This is a genomic window from Streptomyces tritici, assembly GCF_048500665.1.
GTDB classification, from domain to species: domain Bacteria; phylum Actinomycetota; class Actinomycetes; order Streptomycetales; family Streptomycetaceae; genus Streptomyces; species Streptomyces tritici.
The window spans coordinates 128,702-146,004 of sequence record NZ_CP183183.1 but is presented as its reverse complement, the minus strand read 5'-3'; the positions used below and the strand labels follow the sequence as shown (position 1 = coordinate 146,004).

At 74.3% G+C, this 17,303-nt stretch carries 18 protein-coding genes; 15 read left to right on the top strand and 3 right to left on the bottom strand.

Features of this window, described 5'->3' with window-relative positions:
• Positions 1–66: 66 nt before the first annotated feature.
• From ACNJ93_RS00770 to ACNJ93_RS00750, 5 genes are read left to right on the top strand one after another with little or no spacing between them, the layout of a single operon-like run.
• Positions 67–1,224 (top strand): acyl-CoA dehydrogenase family protein, encoded by a 1,158-nt coding sequence (locus tag ACNJ93_RS00770; RefSeq protein ID WP_418955324.1) that lies wholly within the window; start codon positions 67–69, stop codon positions 1,222–1,224.
• The gene (locus ACNJ93_RS00765; RefSeq protein ID WP_418955323.1) at positions 1,224–2,888 is read left to right on the top strand and encodes a thiamine pyrophosphate-binding protein; all 1,665 of its coding nucleotides are present in this window, start codon (positions 1,224–1,226) and stop codon (positions 2,886–2,888) included. The genes ACNJ93_RS00770 and ACNJ93_RS00765 overlap by 1 nt, the downstream gene beginning before the upstream one ends.
• Positions 2,885–4,069 (top strand): Glu/Leu/Phe/Val dehydrogenase dimerization domain-containing protein, encoded by a 1,185-nt coding sequence (locus ACNJ93_RS00760; protein WP_418955322.1) that lies wholly within the window; start codon positions 2,885–2,887, stop codon positions 4,067–4,069. The genes ACNJ93_RS00765 and ACNJ93_RS00760 overlap by 4 nt, the downstream gene beginning before the upstream one ends.
• Positions 4,066–6,138 carry an acetate--CoA ligase family protein gene (locus ACNJ93_RS00755; RefSeq protein ID WP_418955321.1) on the top strand — a complete coding sequence of 691 codons (2,073 nt, stop codon included), beginning with the start codon at positions 4,066–4,068 and terminating at the stop codon, positions 6,136–6,138. Before ACNJ93_RS00760 ends, ACNJ93_RS00755 begins: the two co-directional genes overlap by 4 nt.
• The gene (locus ACNJ93_RS00750; protein ID WP_418955320.1) at positions 6,135–6,938 is read left to right on the top strand and encodes an SDR family oxidoreductase; all 804 of its coding nucleotides are present in this window, start codon (positions 6,135–6,137) and stop codon (positions 6,936–6,938) included. Before ACNJ93_RS00755 ends, ACNJ93_RS00750 begins: the two co-directional genes overlap by 4 nt.
• Positions 6,939–7,003: 65 nt before the next feature.
• Here the strand turns inward: ACNJ93_RS00750 and ACNJ93_RS00745 are convergent, their stop codons facing one another.
• Positions 7,004–8,557 carry an APC family permease gene (locus ACNJ93_RS00745; RefSeq protein ID WP_418955319.1) on the bottom strand — a complete coding sequence of 518 codons (1,554 nt, stop codon included), beginning with the start codon at positions 8,555–8,557 and terminating at the stop codon, positions 7,004–7,006.
• 135 nt (positions 8,558–8,692) lie between these two features.
• Between ACNJ93_RS00745 and ACNJ93_RS00740 the strand changes: the two genes are divergently transcribed.
• From ACNJ93_RS00740 to ACNJ93_RS00715, 6 genes are all read left to right on the top strand, one after another.
• Complete coding sequence (locus tag ACNJ93_RS00740) at positions 8,693–9,313, top strand: TetR/AcrR family transcriptional regulator (RefSeq protein WP_418955318.1); 621 nt, start codon at positions 8,693–8,695, stop codon at positions 9,311–9,313.
• A gap of 86 nt (positions 9,314–9,399) precedes the next feature.
• Positions 9,400–10,782, top strand: a complete 1,383-nt coding sequence (locus ACNJ93_RS00735) for a flavin monoamine oxidase family protein (protein WP_418955317.1) — start codon at positions 9,400–9,402, stop codon at positions 10,780–10,782.
• A 43-nt stretch (positions 10,783–10,825) separates the two neighbouring features.
• Complete coding sequence (locus ACNJ93_RS00730; protein ID WP_418961273.1) at positions 10,826–11,782, top strand: TetR family transcriptional regulator C-terminal domain-containing protein; 957 nt, start codon at positions 10,826–10,828, stop codon at positions 11,780–11,782.
• Between the two features lie 110 nt (positions 11,783–11,892).
• Positions 11,893–12,660, top strand: a complete 768-nt coding sequence (locus tag ACNJ93_RS00725) for an NPP1 family protein (RefSeq protein ID WP_418955316.1) — start codon at positions 11,893–11,895, stop codon at positions 12,658–12,660.
• Between the two features lie 12 nt (positions 12,661–12,672).
• Positions 12,673–13,059, top strand: coding sequence for a hypothetical protein (locus tag ACNJ93_RS00720; RefSeq protein WP_418955315.1), 387 nt, complete (start codon positions 12,673–12,675; stop codon positions 13,057–13,059).
• 190 nt (positions 13,060–13,249) lie between these two features.
• On the top strand, positions 13,250–13,939 hold the full coding sequence (locus ACNJ93_RS00715; protein ID WP_418955314.1) for a DUF4232 domain-containing protein: 690 nt from the start codon (positions 13,250–13,252) through the stop codon (positions 13,937–13,939).
• A 22-nt stretch (positions 13,940–13,961) separates the two neighbouring features.
• On the opposite strand, the gene ACNJ93_RS00710 is transcribed toward ACNJ93_RS00715, so the two are convergent.
• Positions 13,962–14,555, bottom strand: a complete 594-nt coding sequence (locus tag ACNJ93_RS00710) for a GNAT family N-acetyltransferase (RefSeq protein ID WP_418955313.1) — start codon at positions 14,553–14,555, stop codon at positions 13,962–13,964.
• An 80-nt stretch (positions 14,556–14,635) separates the two neighbouring features.
• Here ACNJ93_RS00710 and ACNJ93_RS00705 point away from each other — a divergent pair, with 80 nt between their 5' ends.
• The 4 genes from ACNJ93_RS00705 (at position 14,636) to ACNJ93_RS00690 (ending at position 16,687) form a co-directional block, all read left to right on the top strand.
• Positions 14,636–15,121: a GNAT family N-acetyltransferase gene (locus ACNJ93_RS00705; RefSeq protein ID WP_418955312.1), complete on the top strand. Its 486-nt coding sequence runs from the start codon at positions 14,636–14,638 to the stop codon at positions 15,119–15,121.
• Positions 15,118–15,312, top strand: coding sequence for a hypothetical protein (locus tag ACNJ93_RS00700; protein WP_418955311.1), 195 nt, complete (start codon positions 15,118–15,120; stop codon positions 15,310–15,312). The genes ACNJ93_RS00705 and ACNJ93_RS00700 overlap by 4 nt, the downstream gene beginning before the upstream one ends.
• A gap of 31 nt (positions 15,313–15,343) precedes the next feature.
• Positions 15,344–15,907 (top strand): TetR/AcrR family transcriptional regulator, encoded by a 564-nt coding sequence (locus ACNJ93_RS00695; RefSeq protein ID WP_418955310.1) that lies wholly within the window; start codon positions 15,344–15,346, stop codon positions 15,905–15,907.
• Positions 15,908–16,129: 222 nt separating this feature from the next.
• A complete protein-coding gene (locus tag ACNJ93_RS00690; RefSeq protein ID WP_418955309.1) occupies positions 16,130–16,687 on the top strand; it encodes a GlcG/HbpS family heme-binding protein in 558 nt (185 codons plus the stop codon).
• Between the two features lie 130 nt (positions 16,688–16,817).
• Here the strand turns inward: ACNJ93_RS00690 and ACNJ93_RS00685 are convergent, their stop codons facing one another.
• A complete protein-coding gene (locus ACNJ93_RS00685; RefSeq protein ID WP_418955308.1) occupies positions 16,818–17,081 on the bottom strand; it encodes a hypothetical protein in 264 nt (87 codons plus the stop codon).
• Between the last annotated feature and the right edge of the window lie 222 nt (positions 17,082–17,303).

Genomic DNA, 17,303 nt, shown 5'->3' with positions numbered 1-17,303 from the left:
GGTCCGGATACTGACTGACGGTTCAGTCAATAGTCGTCCCGTTCGCCCCGTGCGTCTGGAGGCACCATGTCCGACCTCCCCACCGAGCTGGTCCCGTTCACCCCCGAGCAGCGCGGCATCGTCGAACTCACCCGGGCGTTCGCCCGCGACGAGATCCGCCCCCGGGCGCGCGCCGTCGACGAGGCCGACGTCGAGACGCCGTGGGACCTGTGGCACAAGGCCGCCAAGGTCGGCATCACCGGCTTCATGCTCCCCGAGGAGTACGGCGGCGGCGGTTTCACCGACGTCTTCACCCAGTGCCTGGTGCAGGAGGAGCTCTGCGTCGGCGACCTCGGCATCGGCAACCTCCTGTGCTCCAACGGCTTCTTCGCCGACCCGCTGCTCGAACTCGGCACCGAGGAGCAGAAGCGGACCTGGCTCACCCCGCTGACCGGCCCCGACACCCCCATGACCGCCCTGGCCACCACGGAGCCCGGCGCCGGCTCCGACGCCGCCTCGATCGTCACCACCGCGACCCGCACCGCCGGCGGCTACCTGCTCAACGGCCAGAAGGCGTGGATCTCCAACGCCGGCGAGGCCGAACAGTACGTCGTCTTCGCCAAGACCGACCCCGCCCTGCGCTCCCGCGGCGTCACCGCGTTCCTGCTGCGCAAGGACACGCCCGGCGTCACCTTCGGCGCGCCCATGCGGAAGATGGGCCAGCGCGCCATCGTCTGCCGGGAGATCTTCTTCGCCGACGCCTTCGTGCCCGAGGAGCACCGGCTCGGCGACGAAGGACGGGGCTTCCACGGGCTCATGCGCACCTTCGACGTCTCCCGCACGGTGCTCGGCGCCGCCGCGACCGGCGTGGCCCGCGCCGCCTACGAGTACGCCCGCGACTACGCGCGCACCCGCGAGCAGTTCGGCAAGCCGATCGTCGAGCACCAGGCGGTCGGCTTCCGGCTCGCCGACATGCGCACCCGCGTCGAGCAGGCCCGCCTGATGACCTGGCGCGCCGCCAAGCGCCTCGACGCCGGCCTGCCCGCCGCCACCGAGGCCGCCATGGCGAAGCTGACGGCCTCCGAGACGGCCGCGTACTGCACCTGGGCCGCCGTGCAGACCCTCGGCGGCTGGGGCTACTCGCGCGAGTACCCCGTCGAGCAGTGGATGCGCGACGCCAAGCTGGAGGAGATCGAGGAGGGCACCTCCGACATCATGCGGCTCGTGATCTCCCGGGGCCTGTGATGACGACCGCCCTCACCGGCGGCGAGGCCGTCGTCCGCGCCCTCGCCGCGCACGGCGTCACCGACGCCTTCGGCATCCCCGGCACGCACAACCTGGAGCTGTACCGGCACCTCCCCGTGTACGGAATCCGACATGTGACGCCCCGTCATGAGCAGGGCGCCGGGTACGCGGCCGACGCGTACGCCCGGGTGTCCGGCCGGCCCGGCGTGGCGCTCACCACCACCGGACCCGCCCTGCTCAACATCGCCGCCGCCGTCGGCCAGGCGTACTCCGACAGCGTGCCGCTGCTCGTCGTCTCGCCCGGCATGCCGCTGCGGCACCCCCGGCAGTCCACCGGCCTGCTGCACGAGATGCGCAGCCAGACCGAAGCCCTGCGCGGCGTGGCCGCGTTCAGCCACCGCGTCTCGTCCGTGGCCGAGATCGACGCGGCGGTCGCGCGCGCCTTCACCCTCTTCCGCACCGGCCGGCCCCGCCCCGCCCACCTCGAAGTGCCCCTGGACCTGCTGGAGTCGGTCGAACCGACGGGGCCCGTACGGCTCGCCCCGCCGGCCGCGCCGCAGGCTCCGGAACCGGCAGCCCTGCGGCAGGCCGCCGACGCCCTGCGCACGTCCCGCCGCCCCGCCATGGTCCTGGGCGGCGGTGCGCGCGCGGCGGCCGGGGAGTGCCTCGCGCTCGCCGAGGCGCTGGGCGCGCCGGTCGTCACCACCGCCAACGGCAAGGGAGTCGTCGACGAACGGCATCCGCTGTCGCTGGGCGTCGCGCTGCACAGTCCGGCCGTGCGGAAGTGGCTCGCGGAGCGCGACACGATCCTCGCCGTCGGCACCGAACTGGCCGAGTCCGACACCTGGACGCCGCTGCCGCCGCCGGCCGGCACGCTGATCCGCGTCGACCTCGACCCGGCCCAGATGTACGCGGGCCTCCCCGCCGACGTCCCCCTGACCGGCGACGCGACCACCGTCCTGCGCGCGCTGCTCGCGGCGTACGACGCCGGTGCGCCGCAGCAGACGCCGGGCACCGCCACCCGTACCCCCGGCGAACCCGGGCCGACGACCGACGTCTCCGCCGAACGCCGGCCGGCGGCCGACGTCCCCGCCGTCCGCGCCGCCCGCGACGACGAGACCCGAACCAGGGACGCCCGCTGGGTGCCGTACCTGCGCGCCCTGCGCGAAGTCCTCGCCGAGGACGCCGTGTTCACCTCCGACAGCGCCCAGTGCTGCTACTACGGCGCCCTGCCTCACCTGCCGGTCGGCCCCCGCGGCCGCTACCTGCACCCCACCGGCTTCGGCACCCTCGGCTACGCGCTGCCCGCCGCGATCGGGGCGAAGACCGCGCACCCGGACCGGCAGGTCGTCGCCCTCAGCGGCGACGGCGGCCTGCAGTTCTCCGTCCAGGAACTCGCCACCGCCGTCGCCCTGGGCGCACCGCTGCCCGTCGTCGTCTTCGACAACGGCGGCTACGGCGAGATCCGCGACGAGATGGAGGCCCGTGGCGACACCCCCGCCGCCGTCGGCCAGCCGCCCGTCGACCTGACCGCGCTCGCCCGCGCCTACGGCGGCGACGGCGCCACCGCCCGCACCCCCGCCGAACTCGCCCGTGCCGTGGCACGCGCGCTCACCACCCCCGGACCGACCCTCGTCACCGTTCCCGAGGAGCTGCCCCGATGACGACGCCCACCCCCCTCCTCTCCGTCACGTGGACGGACCACGTCACCGGCCGCCAGGGCCATCTGGTGATCGACCGGCTCGTGCGCGGCGTCGCCAGCGGCGGCCTGCGGATGCGCGCCGGCTGCACCCTCGACGAAGTCACCGGACTGGCCCGCGGCATGACGATGAAGGAAGCCCTCCACTACGACCCCGAGGCGCGCTACATCCCCCTCGGCGGCGCCAAGGGCGGCATCGACTGCGATCCGCGCGACCCCGAGGCGTACGGCGTCCTCGTCCGCTACCTGCGCGCGATGCGGCCGCACATCGCATGCTTCTGGACCACGGGCGAGGACCTCGGCCTCACCCAGGACCTCGTCGACCGCGCCGCCGCCGAGGCCGGGCTCGTCTCCTCGATCCAGGCCGTCTACCCGCTGCTCGACGACGAGGCCGCCGCCCGCCGCCGGCTCGCCGACGCCTTCGCCGTGGACGTCGACGGCATCGGCCTCGACGAACTGGCGGGCGGCTGCGGCGTCGCCGAGTCCGTCCTCACGGCCCTGGACCGGGCGGGCGTGCCCCACGCGGGCACCCGCGTCGCGGTGCAGGGCTTCGGGACCATGGGCGGCGCGACCGCCCGCTTCCTGGCCCGCGCCGGGCTGACGGTCGTGGCCGTCGCCGACGTCAAGGGCACCGTCGCCAACCCCGCCGGCCTGGACGTCGAGGCGCTGCTCGCCGCCCGCGACGCGTACGGCACGGTCGACCGCGCCGCCCTGCGGGAGGGGGACACGGAACTGCCCGGCGACGCCTGGCTGTCCGCGGACGCGGACGTGCTGGTGCCGGCGGCCGTCTCGTACGCGATCGACGCGGACAACCAGGCCGCGATCACCGCCCGCTGGATCGTCGAGGCGGCGAACATGCCGGTGCTGCCGGAGGCCGAGGAGCTGCTGACCGCGCGCGGGATCACCGTCCTGCCGGACGTCGTCGTCAACTCCGCGACCAACGCCTGGTGGTGGTGGACCCTGTTCGGCGACATCGGCGCCGACGCCGACGAGGCGTTCGCCCACATCCGGCGCTCCATGCGGGCCCTCGTCGAGCAGGTCCTCACCCGCGCCGAGGCCGACGGGACCACTCCGAGGACCGCCGCGCACGGCGTCGTCGCGGACCGCCTGCCGGTGATCGCCGAGCGCTACGGCTGGTACGCATGAGCCTCGACGCCCTCTTCGACCCGCGCTCCGTCGCCGTCGTCGGAGCCTCCGCCAACCCCGCGAAGTGGGGCTACTGGCTGGCCGCCGGGGCGCTCGCCGGCCGGCGCCGGCGCACGGTCCACCTGGTCAACCAGCGCGGCGGCGGCCTCGACGGCGTCCCGTTCCTGCCGGACCTGGGCGCCGTGCCGACCGTGCCCGAGCACGTCGTGGTCGCGGTGCCGCCGCAGCAGGTGCGGTCCGTGGTGGTGGACGGGCTCGCGGTCGGCGCACGCTGCTTCACCGTCATCACCTCGGGCGGTTCCGACCCGGCCGAGGAGCGCGAACTCGCCGCGCTGGTCACCGCGCACGGCGGGCGGCTGCTCGGCCCCAACTGCATGGGCGTCGTCGACACCACGACGGAACTGTGCCTGAGCTGGGGCGAGTTCCCGGCCGGATCGGTGGGACTGGTGTCGCAGAGCGGTAACCTCGCCCTCGAGATCGGCCGGCTCCTCGGCCGCGCCGGACAGGGCTTCTCCCGGTTCGTGTCGCTCGGCAACCAGCGCGACATCGACGCGGCGGACGCCCTCGACGCGCTGATCGCCCACGAGCCCACGCGGGTGCTCGCCGCGTACGTCGAGGACTTCCGCGACGGCCGCCGCCTCGCCCGTACGCTGGCCGCCGCGCACGCCGCCGGCAAGCCCGTACTCCTGCTCACCCTCGGCCGCAGCGCCGCCTCCGGGCGCGCCGCCGCCTCCCACACCGGCGCGCTGGTGAGCGCCCGCGCGGTCGTGGAGTCCGTCTGCCGCGACACCGGCGCGGTGCTGCTCGACTCCGCCGGCGAACTCGTGGACGCGGCCGTCCTGTTGACGGCGGCGGGGGAGCGGCTCGCGGGGCAGGCCGATGGCGTCCCACGTCCCCAGCGGCCGCTGCGCGTCGCCGTCGTCGGGGACAGCGGCGGCCAGGGCGCGCTGGCCGCCGACGCGCTGGTCGCGCGCGGGCTCGACGTGCCCGTGCTCGACGAGCCCACCCGGGGCGCCGTCGCCGCCCACCTGCCCGGCCGCACCGGCGGCGGCAACCCCGTCGACCTCGCCGGCGCGGGGGAGGCCGATCTGCGGAACTACGCCCGGATCACGCGCGCGCTGCTCGACGCCGGGGACACCGACGCCACCGTGCTCACCGGCTACTTCGGCGACTACGCCACCGCCAATCCCGCGCAGGCCGAGGAGGAGTGCGCGGTGGCCGGCGAGCTGGGCGAGGCCGCCCGGCAGGCCGGCCGGGTGCTCGTCGTGCACACCATGGCCCGCGACACCCCCGCCCTGACGGTCCTGCGCGAGTACGGCGTCCCCGTCTACGAGCGCATCGAGCAGGCCGCGACCGCCCTGGCGTACGCGGCCCGCCGGGGCAGCGGCGGCGTCCGGCCGCCGGCCGCGCTGCCCGGTCCGCCGCCCGGCCACCGGCTCACGAGCGGCGGCTACGAGTCCGTCCGCGAGCTACTCGCCGCCCACGGACTGGACTTCCCCGTCGCCGAGTTCGTCACCACCGCCGACGGCGCCGCCGACGCCGCCCGCCGCCGCACCGGCTACCCGCTGGTCCTCAAGGCGATGGACCTCGCGCACAAGACGGAGGCCGGGGGCGTGGCCCTCGGGATCGCGGACGAGGCCGCACTGCGCGCCGCCTTCGCGCGGATGCGGACGGCCACCGGCGCGGCCCGGTACGCCGTGGAGCGGATGGTGACCCCTCCGCACGCGGTCGAACTGATCGCCGGCGTCCGGCACGACCCCGCTTTCGGCCCGGTCGCCATGGTCGGACTCGGCGGCGTCACCGCCGAACTCCACGCCGACACCGCCCTCGCCCTCGCCCCGCTCACCCCGCACCGCGCCCGGGACCTGCTCCTCTCGCTGCGCCACGCGCCCCTGCTCACCGGCTGGCGCGGCGCGCCCGCCGTGGACCTCGACGCCGCCGCCGAGGCGCTGTGCGCGCTCGCCCGGGCGGCCGTCGCGCACCCCGAACTCGGCGAACTCGAAGTCAATCCGCTGCTGGTCCACCCGGGCGGCGCCGTCGCCCTCGACGCCCATGGAGTGCTCACGTGACGACTGCGCAGACCGGCCGGTTCGCGGGCCGTACCTATCTGGTGACCGGCGGCGGCAGCGGCATCGGCCGCGCCGTCGCCCTCGCGCTGACCGCCGAGGGCGCGCGCGTCGCCGTCGCCGGCCGCACCCCGGAGCGGCTGGACGAGACGGTCGCCCTGGCCGCGAAGGCCGGTGGCGAGGCGCTCGCCGTACCGACGGACGTCCGCGACCCGGAGGCCGTGGACGCGCTGGTGGCTGCCGCCGTCGAGCGGTTCGGCCGCGTCGACGGACTGGTGAACAACGCGGCCGGGAACTTCGTCGTCCCCGGCATCGACCTGTCCCCGGGCGGCTGGCGGGCCGTCGTCGACATCGTCCTCAACGGCTCGTACTACTGCACCCGCGCCGTCGCCCGCCGGCTGCGCGAGCAGGGCACGGGCGGCTCGATCCTCTCCGTCATCGCCACCTACGCCTGGCACGGCCACCCGGGCACCGTCCACTCCGCCGCCGCCAAGGCCGGAGTCCTGGCGATGACGCGCACCCTCGCGGTGGAGCTCGCCCCGCTCGGCATCCGTCTCAACTGCATCGCCCCCGGCCCGACGGAGACGGCCGGCGCCGGAGCGGCGCTGTGGGCCGGCGACGAGGCCCGCGCGGAGGTCCTGGCGACCGTGCCCGCGGGCCGCTTCGCGGACCCGGCGGAGATCGCCGACGCCTCCCTGTTCCTGCTGGGCGACGGCGCCTCGTACCTGACGGGGGAGTGCCTGACGGTCGACGGCGGGCAGTGGCTCGGCAAGCAGGTGTACGGCCGGACTTCCGCGGTGTAGCCGACGGACACGGAGGATAGGGGGCGGCTCCGGCCGCCCCCTTCCTCCTTGCCTCCGTGCGGTGTTCAGCTCTTGGTGCGGCGGGTCTTCGCGCCCAGCGCGTAGAAGACGAGGCCGATCACGGCGATGATCAGCAGCGGCACCACCTGGCTCAGCGTGTACGCGAGGCGCTGCCCGGCGAAGGCCTCCGGCAGGGAGTCGGCCGGGGAGCCCTCCGTGCCGAACCAGCCCACGCCGAAGCCCGGCCAGATCAGCACGACCACGGTGAACGCCACGAGCCCGGTCGCCAGCGCCGTCACGATCCACGCGCCGGCCCGGCCGCCGGGCACCGAGTACGGCCGCGGCGCGTCCGGGTACTTGCGGCGCAGCGCCAGCAGGCTCGGGAAGGTGATCACGTACGAGATGAACGTCGTGCAGATCGTCAGGCCGATGCCCGCCGCGAAGTACTTCTCGCCGTCGCCCTCGGTGAGGTCGAGCGCGACCACCAGCAGGATCGAGGCGAGCACCGCCGACAGCAGGTTGACCCGCACCGGCGTGCTGTGCTTCTCGGATATCGTGCCCAGCCAGGCCGGCCCGGCGCCGTCCGCGCAGGCCACCGCCTGGGCGCGGTGGGCGCCCATCGCCCAGGTGACGCCGGAGGTCAGCAGACCGATGATCAGGCCCGCGGCGGCGATCCCGCCGAAGACCGCGCCCGCCCCGGTGAGCGTGACGGTGCCGTCGGCGGCGATCGAGCCGCCGTAGACGGTGAACACCGCCTTGCAGGCGTCGATGAACCCGCCCAGACTGCCGATCCGGTCGCTCGGCAGCACGAAGAGGATGCCGAGGATCGGGCCGCCGTACAGCACCAGCGCGGCGAAGCCGGAACGCAGGATGGAGAGCGGGATGTCACGGCGCGGGTTGCGCATCTCCTCGGCGGCCGAACTGGGCAGCTCGAAACCGACGTAGTTGAAGATCAGCACGGGGACCAGGGCGACGAAGCCCGCGTACGTCGGCGCGAACTCGTCGAGCGGCAGCGGGTGGACGCCGTTCCGCACGGCGAACACGACGACGGAGACGAGGAAGAAGCCGAGCAGCACGATGCGCGCGAACGCCCCGGCGATCGGCACCCATTTGCCGACCCGCACGGACTGGACGACGGCCAGCGCCCCGCCCCAGATGAACACGAGCCCGGCGACGTACTTCCACAGGCCCGGCAGCGGAGTGAAGAACTCCTCCCAGGTGGTGAGGGCGATGATGCACAGACTGCCGCCCACCCAGACCGGGTTGGAGATCCAGTACAGGATCTGGTTGAGGCCCGCGGTGAGCCGGCCGAACGCGAGCCGGGTCCACACGTACGGGCCGCCCTGGACCGGGAACGCGGAGCCGAGCTCGGCGACGAGCAGCCCGTACGGGAGGAAGAACAGCAGGGCCAGGACGGCCATCCAGGTCAGCCCCTGCGGGCCCTGCGCCGCGACCGAGCCGATCGTGTCGAGGCCGACGAGCGTGCAGATGAGGAACAGCAGGACGTCGAAGCGGCGCAGCTCCTTGCGGAGCCGGCCGCGCTGTTCGTCCCAGCCCTCGGAGAGGTCGGGGGTCGCGGGTTCGCGGTCTCTGCTGGAGGTGACGGGTGTCTGGGTCACGGGGCGGACTCCTACGGCGGCACGGGGAGGGGCACGTACGGGAGCGGCACAGTTCTGCTGACTGAACGGCCAGTCAGTAGCCAGCACTGTGAGCCCGGCCACACGACACTGTCAAGGGCTGTGTAGGGTGAAGCCGTGGCCAGAGTGCGGTTGAGCGTGGAGGAGCGGCGCGCGGAGATCCTGCGCGTCGCCGTCGAGCAGATCGAGGCCCGTGGCGTGAGCAACGTCCGCCTCGCGGACGTCGCCTCGGAACTGGGCGTCAGCAGCTCCCTGGTGCTGTACCACTTCTCCAGCAAGGAGCTCCTCGTCGCCGAGGCGTTCGCCCACGCCGCGGCCGGCGACCTCGAGCAACTGCGCACCCTGCTCCGCAAGCCCCGCACCAGCGCCACCCGGCGACTGCGCGCGGCCCTGCGCTGGTACGCGCCCACCGGCCAGGCCAAAGGCTGGCGGCTGTGGATCGAGGGCTGGGCCGCCGCACTGCGCGAACCGGCCCTGCGGAAGGTCACCCACGACCTCGACCAGGAGTGGAAGTCCGCGATCGCCGAGGTCGTCGCGGAGGGCGTGGCGGCCGGCGAGTTCCAGTGCACCGACCCCGCCGACGCGGCCTGGCGGCTCACCGCGTTCCTCGACGGACTGGCCGTCCAGACCACCTCCTACCGGGCGCCGCTCACCCGCACCCGGATGCAGGAGTGGGTCGACGACGCGCTGGTGCGCGAACTCGGCGTCTCCCACGAGACCCTGACGACCGCTCGCTGAGCGGACCCCTCCTCCATCCGTCTCGGGAAGTCGTCCGTGTCGCAAGCATTGACGCGTACGTCAGCGTTGCTCCATCCTCTCGGCCCATGGAGAGACGGAGCGCACCGCATCTGCTCGCATCCGAAGTCGTCGTCGTGGGCGGCGGATACGCCGGTCTGTCCGCCGCGCTCCGACTCCACGACCACGCCGTCGACGTCACCCTCGTCGAGGCCGCCGACCGGGTCGGCGGACGGGTCCTCAGCGAGACCCGCCCCGACGGGACGATCCTCGACCACGGCGGCCAGTGGGTCGGCCCCACCCAGACCCGGCTCCTCGCCCTCGCCGCCCGCTTCGCCTGCCCGACCTTCCCGACCTGGGAGAAGGGCAGTCACATCGAGGTCCGGCACGACGGCGCCCGCGTCCCCTACACCGGCGCCGCGCCCGCCGGCGCGCCGGGCGTCGCCGCGTACGCGCGCGTCACCGGCCTGCTCGACGCCCACGCCCGCACCGTGGACACCGCCCGCCCCTGGCGCACCCCCCGCTTCGCGGAGTGGGACGCGCTCAGCGCCGGGGACTGGTTCCACGCCGAGATCGACGACGCCGACGCGCTGCGCCGGCTCGCCCTCGCCGTCCAGGGGCTGTGGTGCACCGAGCCCGACGAGATCTCCCTCTTCCACGTGCTCTTCTACATCGCCGCCGCAGGCGGCTTCGAGCAGCTGATGGAGACCCGGGGCTGCGCCCAGGACAGCCGGTTCACCGGCGGCGCCGCGGCCCCGGCGCGTGCGATCGCCGACCTGCTCGGCGACCGCGTCCGGCTCGGCGAGCCCGCGCGGGCGATCACCTGCGACGCCGACGGCGTCCGCGTACGGACCCGGAGCCTGGAGATCCGCGCCCGCCGCGCCGTCGTGGCCCTGCCCCCGCACGCCGTGCGCGACGTGGAGTTCGGCCCGCCGCTGCCGCGGGCGCGCGGGGGCTGGCTGGAGGGGAACCCGATGGGCCGCGTCGCCAAGGTCCACGCCGTCTACGCCACGCCGTTCTGGCGCGAGGCCGGTCTCTCCGGCGTGGCGACCCTCTACGACGAGGGGCCGGTCGGCGTCGTGTTCGACAACTCGCCGGAGGACGCGTCCTGCGGGATCCTCGTCGGCTTCGTGTACGGGCGCCGGCTCGACGCGTTCACGGCCCTGGACGCCTCCGCCCGGCGCTCCGCCGTGCTGGCCTCCTTCACCCGGGTAGTGGGCCCGCGCGCCGGGTCGCCGCGTCTGTACACGGAGCAGGACTGGACGCGGGACCCGTACGCTCGCGGCGGCTACGAGGCGTACGCGCGGCCGGGCGCGTGGAGCCGTCACGGCGAGGCCGGCTGGCGCACGCCCACCGGCCCGCTGCACTGGGCGGGCACGGAGACCGCGTCGGAGTGGAACGGCTACATCGACGGCGCGGTGTCGTCGGGCCTGCGTGCGGCCGACGAGGTGCTCCGGGCGGTGCGGGGGTGAGCCGGGCGGAGGGGGACGGCGCGGTGGAGGGGCGGTGAGCCGGATGAAGGAGGACGGCGCGGGCGGTGGCGCGGTCGGCCCGGCGGTGGAGGACGGCGCGGTGGTGAGCGGGGCGGAGGGGGACGGCGCGGTCGCGGGTCGGGCAGACGGGGACGGCGCGGTCGTGGCGCGGGCGCGGCTCGTCGTACGGTCCGCGGGGCTCAGCCAGCGCGCGTTCGCCGCCCGCATCGACATGGATCCCACGGCCCTGTCCAAGGCCCTCAACGGCGGCCGCCGGCTCGCCGGCCACGAACTCGCGGCCATCGCCCGTGTCGGCGGGGTCTCCCTGCGCTATCTGCGCACCGGCCAGGGGCGCGGCCCGGCCGCGCCGCCGCAGGGCGCGGCGACCGGCGCGCGCGGCCGGGCCGAGGCGCTGGACGCGGAGGCGCGGCGGGCCCAGATCCTGGAGGAGACCGCCAGGCTGATCGCCCGCCGGGGGTTCCACCGGGTCCGGGTCGCCGACATCGCCGCCGCCTGCGGCACCAGCACCGGCACGATCCACTACCACTTCCCGACGAAGGCCGACGCCCTGCGCGCCGCCCTGCGGCACTACGCGGACCGTCTCCAGCAGCGCATGGAGGCCGAGTTCAGGGACGCGCAGGGGCCGGCCGAGAAGCTGCGCCGGCTGGTCGAGCTCCAGCTCGTCGCGGGCGACGAGGACCACGACGAATGGTCGGTGTGGATCCAGTCCTGGAACGAGGCCGTCGTCGAGCCCGCGCTGCGTGAGGGCCAGCGACTCGTCTACGCCCGCTGGCGGCAGACCGTACTCGACCTCGTGCGCGAGTGCGGGCGCGCCGGGCTGCTCGCCCCCGGCGCCGATCCCGAGGCGCTCACCAGCAGGTTCACCGCCCTGACGGACGGTCTGGCGATCCAGGTCCTCGCCGGGAACGGCGAGATGACGCTGCCGCGGATGCGGGAGCTGCTGCTCGACGCCTTCGAGCCGCACCTGAGTCTCCGCTGAGTCCGGCCGGAGGGCATTCACCGCGCTCGGAATGGGCATGTCAAGTGCGGCCCCGGTGCGCCCGCGTGAACGCGGGTGCACCGACCCCCCATCCGACCAAGGGAGCCGCAGTGAAGTACAGACGCCCCCTCGCCAAGGCAGCGCTCACGCTGGGCAGTTCGCTCGCCCTGATCGTCGCCCTCCCCGGCACCGCCCTCGCCGCCCCGCCCCCGGCCCTTCCGGCCAACGCGGACGGTCTGGAGCAGACCTTCCAGCCGGCCTACGACTACGACACCGACGGCTGCTACCCCACCCCGGCGATCGGCCCCGACGGAACGCTCAACCCCGGCCTCAACCCCACCGGGGCCCTGAACGGCCAGTGCCGCGACTCCTGGGACCTCACCAACACCAACGGCTACTCCCGCTCCACGTGCAACAACGGCTGGTGCGCCGTCCTCTACGCGCTCTACTTCGAGAAGGACCAGGCGCTCCCCGGCAGCAGCCTCGGCGGCCACCGCCACGACTGGGAGCACGTCGTCGTCTGGATCCAGAACAACCAGGCGCAGTACGTCGCCACCTCGGCCCACGGCGACTTCGACGTGTACGCGCGCGACCGCATCCGCTGGGACGGCACCCACCCCAAGGTCGTCTACCACAAGGACGGTTGGAGCACGCACTGCTTCCGCCCCGCCAACACCAACGACGAACCGCCCGAGAACCACCAGCGCACCTGGCAGTTCCCCGCCCTGGTCGGCTGGAACGGCTACCCGGCCGGCATCCGGGAGAAGCTCAGCGCGGCCGACTTCGGCAGCGCCCACTTCGGCCTCAAGGACGGCAGCTTCAAGGACCACCTGGCGAAGGCCAAACCGGCCGGAATCCCGTTCGACCCGTATGCCTGACACGATGGCGGGATGAAGCCACCCGGAGCAGCGTCCCGCCGCCGTCTGCTGATCGATTCCCTGACCGTCGTGGCGGCCGCCGCCCCGGAACAGGAGGCGTGGCTGGCCGCGTACGGCGTCGTGGCCGACGAGATCGCCCTGGACTTCGACCACGCCGTCCGCCTGGCCGACGGCCTCGTGGCGGACGGCGCGCTCGATCCGGCCGTGCTGCCCGAACTGCGGGAACTGGACCTGCTCTTCGCCTCGATGAGCGGCGAGGAGCAGGCGGACCGCTGGACGACGGACGCCCTGGCGGTCGACCCGGGCTGGAACGAGGCCCGGCGCCTCGCGCGCCGGGTTCTCGTCGCGGAGCTGGGGGAGTGGCGGCGGCCGCTGCCGGAGATCACCGTGATCCGCTGACGGCCGCGCGCCGCAGGCTCCATGCCGCACGCCTCCCGCGTCGCTCGTCGCCCCGGCGGTCACACGCGCCCCGTGCCCCGGCCCCGCCGTGGTGGAGTCGGGAAGGCGTCATGACGATTCCGTGAAACTTGCCCGTCACTCTGGTGCTCACGCCAGCGCACTTCGCGCTCTTCGATCGGGGGAACCGCACATGAGCACCGTCCTGAGAGCAACCGTCGCCCTCGCCGCCCTGTCGGCGCTGACCCTGACGGCCTGCGGCCCGTCCGAGGACGGCGCGGCCGGCGCGCCCACCGCCCCGTCGACCTCCGCGCCCGCCACGCCGGCGGAGGACCCCGGCACCGCGGAGCCCACCGGCCCCTCGGAGCCGTCGAAGAAGCCGGCAGGGAAGCCGGCGGGCAAGCCGGCGGGCAAGAAGCCCGCGAAGAAGCCGGGCGGTACCGGTGGCGGGGGCTCGACGGACCCCGACTTCGACGTCTTCCCCTGCAGCACCTTCGACGTCACGTTCACCGCCACCCTGGCGGAGCCCACGACCAGCAGCTACCTGCTGAAGATCACCAACAAGAGCGGCAGACCCTGCAAGGCCCTCGGCCACCCCGTCGTCACCTTCGGCAGCCTCGACGGCGCGGCCACGGAGCGCGGGACGGCGCCCGGCATCGAGGACGCCATCCGTCTCGCCCCCGGCCAGTCCGCCTACGCCGGACTCATGGGCGGGCTCGCCGACGGCACGGGCAGGACGGTCGACTCCATCGCCATGACGATGAACACCGAGTCGGACCTGGAGCAGATCCCGCTCAAGGCCGCCACCCCCGGCCTGTACGTCGCATCGGACAAGAACTCCGTGACCGCTTGGGCCACCAACGCCGAGGACGCCCTCAGCTGAGGGCCCGCCGGTACGCGGTCGCTCAGCGCGCCTCGCGCCACATGCCCCACAGGACGGGGCCGCCGCCCGGCAGCCGCACCTCGTGGCGGACGGTGAAACCGAAGTGGGAGTAGAACGGCAGGTTGGACTCCTTCGAGGACTCCAGGTAGGCCGGCAGGCCCGCCGCGTCGGCCTTCGCCAGCCCCGAACGCAGCAGCGCCGCGCCCTGGCCCTGTCCCTGCGCGGCGGGGTCGGCCCCGATCAGCGCCAGATACCAGTGCGGTTCCTGCGGCGTGTGCTGCGCGGCCGCCCCGACGGCGTCCCGGAACACCCCGGCGCGGTCGCCGAGGATGTTCTGCAGCTCCTGGATCGTCTCCGCGTCCGGGACCGCCTTGTCCTGGGCCTCCGGCGGCACCCAGAAGGCCGCCGCGTCCGCGGTGCGCTCGCAGACCGCGTTGCGCAGGTACTGGCGGGTGAACAGCGTGCCGAAGTAACTCGTCAGCGACGCCTCGCGGGTGGCGGCGTCGGGGAAGAACCACCGCATCATCGGGTCGTCGTCGAAGGCCAGGGCGAGGGACCGGCTGATCCGTCCGGCATCGTCGATTGCGGCCGCTCGGGGCGTATTCGTGTTCGACATGCGGACATTGTGCACCTCGTGATCTTGGTCGGTGCGGGTGGGGTCGGGTGGCCGTCGGGGCGGCTGACATACTCCCGTCCATGGACACCGGGCTGATCGACGACGGGGCGCGCACCGCGGACTGGACGCTGCGGGCCGCGACTCCGGCGGACGTCGAGGCCGTCGCGGAGCTGCGGGCCGTGGTCCTGCGCGCCGACCTGGAGCGGCTCGGCCGGTACGACGAGCACCACGTCCGTCAGCGGCTGCGGGACCACTTCTCCGTCGACCACACCCGCGTCGTCCTGGTGGACGGCGCGTTCGCCGGGAGCATCGCGCTGCGGCCCCGCGACGGCCGCGAGTGGCTGGAGCACTTCTACCTCGCACCCCGCCTTCAGGGCCGCGGGGTCGGCACGGCCGTCCTCGCCTCCGAGCTGCGGGCCGCCGACGCGCGCGGCGCGACCGTGGCCCTCCAGGTGCTGCAGGGCAGCCCGGCCCGCCGCCTGTACGAGCGGCACGGCTTCACCGTCGAGACGGAGGACGCGATCGACGTGTTCATGGTCCGCCCGGCAGGGGGACGGGTCCGGTGACCGCCCAGGACCCCACCTGCTGCTTCTGCGGCCGGATCGTCGACCTCGCCCAGGACGCGGCGGCCACCGAACTCAGGCTCGGCGCCGTCGACCCGGCGCGGGGCGGCGACGTCCGGCAACGGGCCTACGCGCACTCGGCCTGCCTGCGCGCACGGGTCCACCCCGACATCGACCTCTGGTTCGAGTTCTGAGACGGCCGGCCGAGGGGACAGGAGAACGACCATGGCCACGGCACGCACCCCGCGCGCCAAGTGGATCGAGGAAGGCATGCGGGCGCTGTCCGCCGGCGGCCCGGAGGCCGTCCGGATCGAGGCGCTGGCCCAGGCCCTCGGCGTCACCAAGGGCGGTTTCTACGGGTACTTCCGCAACCGGGGCGCGCTGCTCACCGAGATCCTCGACACCTGGGAACGCGAGGTCACGGAGAGCGTGATCGCACGCGTCGAGGCCGACGGGGGAGACGCCCGGGAGAAACTGGTCCGCCTGTTCGAGCTCGCCAACTCCGCCGAGGCCGCCGACGGCATGACCGGCCTGGCCGCCGAACTGGCCGTCCGCGACTGGGCCCGGCGCGATCCGGCCGTTGCCGAACGCCTCCGCCGCGTCGACAACCGCCGCATCGCCTACCTCCGCAGCCTCTTCGGCGCGTTCTGCCCCGACGAGGCAGAGGTCGAGGCCCGCTGCCTCCTCGCCTTCTCCCTCCGCATCGGCAACCACTACATCGCCGCCGACCACGGCCCCCGCAGCCGCACCCAGGTCATCGCCCTCACGAGGAGCTGGCTCCTCGCCTGACCGGCGGAAGTCAGCACTGACCTGCGGGTACGCCGGCGGGGTCAGCCGATCGGTGGATGCCCGGGTCCGCCATGTCGCCCGGCGGGCGCGGTCGGCGGGCCGACCGGGCGGCGGCGGCGGGACCAGGGTGGAGGACAGAGCGGGACGGCGTGACTGCCGCCCGGTCTCCGGTCCCGGACGATTCCGGGGCGGGACCCCGACGGCCGCGAGGAACCAGCGACCATGAAGAAGATCTCGATGCGGACCCATGTCCTGACCGGCGGCCTCACTCTGGCCGCGCTCGGCGCCGGCGCCTTCGGCGCGGTGTCCGCGAACGCCGCCACCCCGGCCGCCGCGCCCGCCGCCGCGGTCGCGAAGGCGGATGCCGCCGCCGGGAACACGACGCAGTCGACGCACCTGACGATCGAGGCCGCCACCGAGGCCGCGCAGGCCGCCCTGGACGCCGCGAAGGCGGAGAACCAGCACGTCTCCGTCGCCGTCGTCGACCGCAACGGCAACACCCTCGTCACCCTCCGTGGCGACGGTGCCGGCCCGCAGTCGTACGAGTCCGCCGAGAAGAAGGCGTACACCGCCGTCTCCTGGAACGCCACGACCTCCACCCTGGCCGGCCGCCTCGCCCAGACGCCGAACCTGAAGGACATCCCCGGCATCCTCTTCCTCGGCGGCGGCACCCCGATCACCGCCGAAGGCGCGCCCGTCGCCGGCATCGGCGTGGCCGGCGCCCCGTCCGGCGACCTGGACGAGAAGTTCGCCCGGGCCGGTGTCGCCGCCATCGACTGACGCCACGTACGTGGAAGGGCAGCCCCCGCCGCCCGACTCGTGGCACACTCGCGGAAGAGCCTGGTGTTCCCCGTTCATCAGGCTCCCCCGCAAGGCCCCACCGGCCTCCCCCGTCCGGTGGGGCCGCCCGCTATCTGCCGGTCACCGTGACGCGCAGCGTGTACGGGCGGCCGGTGCTGATGGCCTCGGCCTGTTCCCGCAGGTCGCTCCACGAGAACCCGAGCAGCGCGCGATCCGCGGCGTCCTTCAGCGCAGGCAGGATCTCGTGCGGCGGACGCCCGCGATATTCGGCGGCGAGCTCGGCGAACGCCTGCTGATAGGGGACACCGTGCCCGTCCGCACTGTCGGCCAGCAGACGGTTGAGGTGCTGCCGGTTCACACTGATCTTGCCCATGACCGCTCCCTGCGCCGGTGGACCAGCACCCTGCCGGCCCTTCACCGACGACGTTACGAGGGGGGTCTGACAGTCCCCGTCCGTCACATCGTCGGCGCCTCGAACACCGGAGCGGGGGCGCCGTGGCGACCTCATGCCAATGAGTGACCGGTGTGCGTAGGCGTCGCGGACGGGGGCAGGACTTTTCTGACCAGTGGATCATCGCTGGACGAAACGCACGCT